The sequence below is a fragment of the Amycolatopsis sp. NPDC004368 genome, assembly GCF_053602515.1.
In genome coordinates, this window is sequence record NZ_JBSGDT010000008.1 from 161510 (window position 1) to 167745 (window position 6236).

General features: G+C 72.7%; 5 protein-coding genes and 1 pseudogene. 2 read left to right on the top strand and 4 right to left on the bottom strand.

Annotated features, from left to right (window positions below; translation table 11 throughout):
- Position 1: 1 nt before the first annotated feature.
- Positions 2-795, bottom strand: a pseudogene (locus tag ACWEOE_RS14915) (cyclase family protein).
- 104 nt (positions 796-899) lie between these two features.
- Here ACWEOE_RS14915 and ACWEOE_RS14920 point away from each other — a divergent pair.
- Both ACWEOE_RS14920 and ACWEOE_RS14925 read left to right on the top strand, forming a co-directional pair.
- On the top strand, positions 900-1835 hold the full coding sequence (locus ACWEOE_RS14920) for a LysR substrate-binding domain-containing protein (protein ID WP_452008648.1): 936 nt from the start codon (positions 900-902) through the stop codon (positions 1833-1835).
- Between the two features lie 62 nt (positions 1836-1897).
- Positions 1898-2512, top strand: a complete 615-nt coding sequence (locus ACWEOE_RS14925) for a 3,4-dihydroxy-2-butanone-4-phosphate synthase (protein WP_452008650.1) — start codon at positions 1898-1900, stop codon at positions 2510-2512.
- A 134-nt stretch (positions 2513-2646) separates the two neighbouring features.
- Here the strand turns inward: ACWEOE_RS14925 and ACWEOE_RS14930 are convergent, their stop codons facing one another.
- From ACWEOE_RS14930 to ACWEOE_RS14940, 3 genes are all read right to left on the bottom strand, one after another.
- Positions 2647-3753 carry a dihydrofolate reductase family protein gene (locus ACWEOE_RS14930; protein ID WP_452008653.1) on the bottom strand — a complete coding sequence of 369 codons (1107 nt, stop codon included), beginning with the start codon at positions 3751-3753 and terminating at the stop codon, positions 2647-2649.
- Positions 3750-4982 carry an aldehyde dehydrogenase family protein gene (locus tag ACWEOE_RS14935; RefSeq protein ID WP_452008656.1) on the bottom strand — a complete coding sequence of 411 codons (1233 nt, stop codon included), beginning with the start codon at positions 4980-4982 and terminating at the stop codon, positions 3750-3752. Before ACWEOE_RS14935 ends, ACWEOE_RS14930 begins: the two co-directional genes overlap by 4 nt.
- A gap of 89 nt (positions 4983-5071) precedes the next feature.
- A complete protein-coding gene (locus tag ACWEOE_RS14940; RefSeq protein ID WP_452008829.1) occupies positions 5072-5788 on the bottom strand; it encodes a M50 family metallopeptidase in 717 nt (238 codons plus the stop codon).
- Between the last annotated feature and the right edge of the window lie 448 nt (positions 5789-6236).

Here is a 6236-nt window from a genome sequence, read left to right on the forward strand (position 1 = left end):
GTCAGCGCGCTCCGTTCTCGACGAGCGCCAGGATCCTCGCCGGGCTGCCGGATCCGCCGACGATCCGCAGTGGCGCCACGATCAGCAACGCTCCCGTCGGCGGCAGCAGGTGCAGGTTCTGCAGCTGGGTGATGCCGTACTTGCCGGCACCGAGGATGCACGAGTGCACGGGGAACGGGGTTCGAGGCCGAACGCCTGCCCGGCGTCCGTGCCGACCGTCTCCACGCCGAAGCCGAGGATCGGTGTTTCCTCGGCCAGCCAGCGTGCGCAGGTGGGGTCGACGCCCGGCGTGTGGGAGCCGCTGTCGTCGGCGTTGAGGAACAGGGCCTGGTCGTGCGAACGCGCGGCCCAGCCGGTGCGGTACAGCAGCCAGCCGGCGGGCAGGCCGCCGTGTTCGCGCTGCCACTCTTCGACATCTTCGCGGCGCAGCAGATAGTCCGGATCGGCGGCCGCCTCGCGGGTCTTGTCGATCACCGCGGCCGGGGCGATGAGCCGGCTCGGCGGCACGTCCGCGAGGTCTTCGAGGCCGGCGCCGGTGATCCAGTGCCGCGGCGCGTCGAAGTGGGTGCCGACGTGCTCGCCGGTGTGAATGGTGTTGTGGTACCAGAAGGGGACGCGCTCGTCGTACTTCGACAGCGTCTCCAGCTGGAACGGGGGAGTGGCGGCCACTTCCGGGGGCAGCTGGATCACGGGCGTCGTGGCCGAGAGCGGCGCGGTGAGGTCGACGATCGAGACGGCACCCTCGGCGAGCGCGGAAATCAGCGTGGTCACTGGTTCGGGGGACATGGATTTCATCGTGTGCGAGCGGTCTTCGCGGCACCAATACCTATCGGGGCGCCGTTATGCTCCAGTGGGCATAGCTGGAGGGTTTTTCGCTATGCCTTCTCCGGAGGTGGTGAGTGGAGCGTTTCCTCGACGGCCGGCTCAAGCTGCGCCACCTCACGCTCGTGATCGCGATTGCCGACAACGGCACGCTGCTCGGTGCCGCCCAGTCGCTGCACGTGACGCAGCCGGTGGTCACGCGCGCCCTGCGCGAGGTGGAGGCGATCGTCGGGGTGGAGCTGTTCACCCGCGGGCCGAGGGGCGTGCGGCCCACCGCTTCGGGGGAGATTCTGCTCGACCACGCGCAGGCGGTGCTCGGCCAGCTGCGCTCGGCCCAGGACCGCATCGACGAGCTGCGCAGCGGCGGCTTCGAGCCCGTGCGCGTCGGTACGAACCTGGCGGCCGCGCACACGCTGCTCCCGGCGGCGCTCATCCGGCTCAAGGCCGACCACCCGACGCTGACCGCGACCGTGGTGGAGAGCCTGAGCACCGACCTCGACGTCCGGCTCGTCCGCGGCGAGCTCGACCTGCTCGTCGGCCGCCTCCCCGCCCGCACCACGCCCCGTTTCCGCGACCTGCCGCTCTACGACGACCCCGTGGGCATCATCGCCCGCCGCGACCACCCCGCGTTCGCCGCTGGCCTCGGCACGCTCTCGCAGCTGCAGGACTTCCCCTGGCTGTTGCCCGGCCGCCCCACCGCCCTGCGCGACGAACTCGACGAGCTCTTCGCCCGCCACGGACTGCCCTTGCCCCGCAACAGGATCGAATGCTCGACCATCCTGACCATGCGCTCGATCCTGACCCGCTCCGACGCCGTGTCACCCATGCCCCTGCTCATCGGCACCGGCGACGACGGCCTGGCGACCCTGCCGGTCCGCCTGGACACCGTGCCGCCCACGATCGGCATCACCACCCTCGCGGCCCGCGAGCCGACGCCGAGCGCGCGGCTCCTGATGGGCCACCTCGTCGCGGAGGCGCAGCGGATCTCGGCCGAACTCGCCGACCTCGGATGACCCCCGGGGGTTATGGCGTGCGGGATTCTCTGGAGGCGAGGCTGTCGGGGAAGGAGGTCCCGATGACCGAACACCTGCAGCACGCCGTGGCCTCACTCGCCGCCGGGCGCCCTGTGCTGGTGACCGGCACCCACGCCGACCTCGTCTTCGCCGCCGAAGACGCCACCCCGCGCCTAGTCGCCTTCGCCGTCCGCCACACCGACGGCTTCCTCTGTGCCGCCTTGCCGGAGGAGACCTGCGACCGCCTCAACCTCCCCCCGATGCCCCGCGCCTCACCCGACGCCGCCGCCTTCACCGTCACGGTCGACGCCCTGGGCGGCACCACGGGCATCTCCGCCACGGACCGCTCCCGCACACTCCGCCGCCTCGCCCACCCCACGGCCACCTCCGCCGACTTCACCCGCCCCGGCCACGTCGTGCCCATCCGGACGGCCCGCACCGGGGCGCCCCACCACTCCGGCCGAGCGGAGGCCGCGCTGGACCTGGTGCGCCTCGCGGGGAAGCGGGAAGCCGCGGTCCTCAGTGGACTGGTGTCGTCGTGGCGGGTCGGCGAGATGGCGGGCGCCGAGGAGCTGGCGGCGTTCGCCGCGGAACACTCGTTGCCGGTCGTGTCGGCGGCGCAGGTGCTGGCGCTGCGGAAGGTTGCGCCGTGCCCTCGGTGCGGCCACGCGAGCTGACGCCGGCAAGGTTCGACGTACCGGATGACCAGGATGCCGATGGCTACCTCTTCGAATTCCCCTGGTCCAAGGCAAGAGGCCGATGAAGTTCCTGGTGTCGCAACACTGGGTGTGCTGAGCGGCGAACCGTTGCTTCAGGGACGGATGCCCGGCAGATGCGTGTTGGCCCGCCGGACCTCCGAAGCCAACGCCGGCACCTCGATGACCTTGCGCCCCGCCGCTGTGAGGAGTTCCACGCCCTCCGCCTCGACGAACAGGGACGGCTCGCGCCACGCGATGACGGTGCGGGGGATCGGCGTTTCGAGGATCAGCTGCGTGCAGCTCTTCGGGTGGGACGCTCGCGAACTGCACGGCTCCAGCGAGCTGTACATCGTCGCCGTGGTCAGGCGGGGGTCGTCCGCGCGGAGTTTGGCCAGGGCGGCTTCCTCGGCGTGGTTGTGGGGCTCGCCTTCGCCCGAGTGGCCGGTGGCGAGGACCGTGCCGTCGGGGGCGGCGATCACGGCGCCGACGCGGAAGGTGGAGCTGGGCGGGCATTCGTCCGCCAGGGCGATGGCCTGGCGCAGGAGCAGGATGTCGGTCGGGGTCGGTTCGGTGGCCGCGCGGTAGTGCAGGACGGCGACGTCACCGAGGCGGCGCAGGTCGGCGAGTTCGAGTGGGCGCGGGAACGCGCCCGGGCCGAGGAAGCGGGGGGCGCGCGCGTCGCCGACGAACGTCGGGGCGATGGCGAGCCGCAGTTCGTCGGCGAGGCCCGCGTCGAGGAACTGGGTGTGGACGGCCCCGCCGCCCTCCACGAGGAGGCGGCGGACGCCGCGCGCGCCGAGGTCGTCGAGGATGCGGTCGAGCCGGGGCGGGGTGCCGGCGTCGACGATCGTCGCGACGTCACGCAAGCCGTCGACCGCGACGGGTGGAGCGTAGACGAGCTTCGGCGCCTCGCCGACGGTGAAGAAGCGCGACGCCGGATCCAGCTTGCCGCTGCTGGTCATCGTCACCTTGATCGGCTGCTCCGGCCGCCCGGCGCTGACGCGTTCGGCAACCAGCGCCGGCGAACGCACGAGCAGCCGCGGGTTGTCCGCCCGCACGGTGCCGGCGCCGACGAGGATCGCGTCGGCCTCGGCGCGCAGGCGGTCGACCTCGGCGAAATCGTCCTCGTTCGACAGCATCAGCCGGGTGGTGCTCGCGTCGTCGAGATAACCGTCCAGCGACTGGGCGGCGGACAACACGACGTGGGGGCGGCCGCTCATGCGGGTTGGACCGCGTACTGGCGGACGTACAGGTCGGTGTAGGTCACCGGCCCGCGCGGCCCCGGCACGCGGTCGAGGTTGATCCCCGTCTCGGGCACGGCGAGCAGCTTGAACCCGTCGAGCAGCCGCGTCGGCGCGTTCCAGAACACACCCGTGCCGGTGTAGCCGTCGAAGAACGCGCCGGCCGCGGCCTCGTCCTCGGTGGCGATGCCCGCCGCGAGGCCCGACGTCCGCTCGTTCGCGATCTCCACGGCCTGCTCGAGCCCGCTCACGCGCTCGACCGTGACGGTCGCCTCGTGGTCGGAATCCAGCGCCCACTCGTAGCCGATGGCGTGCTCGTGCGGCGCGAGCGAAGGCGTCACGCCGCGTTCGGCCAGCGCGGCCGAGACCGACGGCCACACCGCGTCGTGCACGGCGTCGTGGATCAGCAGCAGGTTCAGCCGGTTGCACACGCCGAGCCGGTCGAGGCTCGCGAACACGAGGTCGCGCACCTTGCCCGCGTCGGCCCCGGCGTCGACGTACAGCACGCCGCCGCCGTCCGCGTGCGCCAGCGTGCCCACCCCGTGCACGGCCGCCTCGGTGGCCAGCGCGCGGGTGCTGTCCCCGCTGCCGCGCAGGATGACCAGCGGCACCAGCGCGGGCAGGCGCACCAGCGCCGACGCGGCCTCGCGCTCGACCCGCGGCACCAGCTGCACCACGTCCGGATCGATCCCCGCCTCGGCGAGTGCCGGCGCGATCACCGTGTCACGCAGCCGCTGGGCCGACCCCAGCGCGGCCGACCCGGTGCGCAGCACCCCGGCGTTGCGTGACTTCACGAGCTGCGACGCCACGTCGACGGTCACGTTCGGCCGCGCCTCGTAGTTCGCGCCGATCACGCCCACCGGCCGCCGCCGCTCCACGAGCCGCAGGCCGCCGTCCAAAGTGGACACCTCGACGGACCGCTCCTGGTGCGGCGCGCCGGCCAGCAGGCGCAGCTGCTCGGCCATGCCGTCGAGCCGCTCGGGCGTGATGGTGAGCCGGTCGAGCAGGCCCGCGCTCATCCCGTCCGCGCGCGCCTTGGCGACGTCGGCCCGGTTGGCGTCGAGCACCTCCTCGCGGTGCGTGAGCAAGCGCTCGGCCATGCCCAGCAACGCCGCGTCCACGGCCTCCTCGGTGGCCCTGGCCAGCGACGGTGCGGCCAGCTTCGCCGCTCGCGCGCACTCCTCGACGGCCTTCGCGACCTCGTCCATCGTTCGTCTCCCTCCGCGCGTTCGGCAGAGGACCAGTTTGCCGCACCGCCCACATCCGGGGACGACGGGCTCAACCGTTGGGACGCCCCTCACGCGACGACCGGCTCCAGCAGCCACAGCGCACCCGCCAGCAGGCAGCTGACCGTGAGCACCACGAACACCAGCACCCACAGCACGGCGGGCACCGCGGTCAGGCGGCTCAGCTGGTCGGCGTCGGAATCGCGCGCCTGCCCGCGCCTCCGCTTGACCTGCAGCTCCACCACCGGCCGGACGCCCCCGAACAGCAGGAACCACGTCACCAAGTACGCGAACGGCGCCTGCACCACCTTCGGCGCCACCAGCGCCACGAGCCCCAGCACGACCACGCTCGCGACCACGGTGAACACGCCGTACGCGTTGCGCACCATGATCAGCACGCCCAGTAGCAGCACGGCGATCAGCACCAGCACCGCCGTGACCAGGTCCTGCCCGACGAGGCTCGCGAACACCAGCCCGAGCACCGACGGCGCGACGTACCCGGCCAACGCCGTGAACGCCATGCCCGGACCCTCCGGCTTCCCGCGCGACACCGTGACGCCCGAGGTGTCCGAATGCAGCTTGATCGACCGCAACCGCCGCCCGACCAGCACCGCGGCCAGCGCGTGGCCCGCCTCGTGCACGATGGTGACCACGTTGCGCGCAAACCGCCACGGCGTGCCGCCCGCCAGCACCACCAGCAGCGCGACCCCGCCGGTGACCAGCGTGATCGCCGCCGTTGTGTCGGCCGCGGTAAGCGCGTCGGCAACCGCCCGGTGCCCGTCGGCCACCACCCGGCCGGCCGCCACGGACGAGACGTCGAGCACACGCGAAATCACGCGCCCACCTCACCACAGGCGACATCTGGCCACTGTTAGTGCCCGTCGCGCCGAGGCGCGGTTGGTTTCGCTATAGGACTCCCTTCGGTTGTGGTGTGGACGGTCGACCGCCGCGAGTGCACCGGTCCGGCACGCCTTGCCGGTTGGGTGCACTGCGCCGGTCCGACACGTCTCGCCGGTTGGGTGAACTGCGCCGATCCGGCACGCCTTGCCGGTTGGGTGAGCTGCGCCGGTCCGGCACGCCTTGCCGGTTGGGTGAGCTGCGCCGGTCCGGCACGTCTCGCCGGTTGGGTGAGCTGCGCCGGTCCGGCACGCCTTGCCGGTTGGGTGAGCTGCGCCGGTCCGGCACGCCTTGCCGGTTGGGTGAGCTGCGCCGGTCCGGCACGTCTCGCCGGTTGGG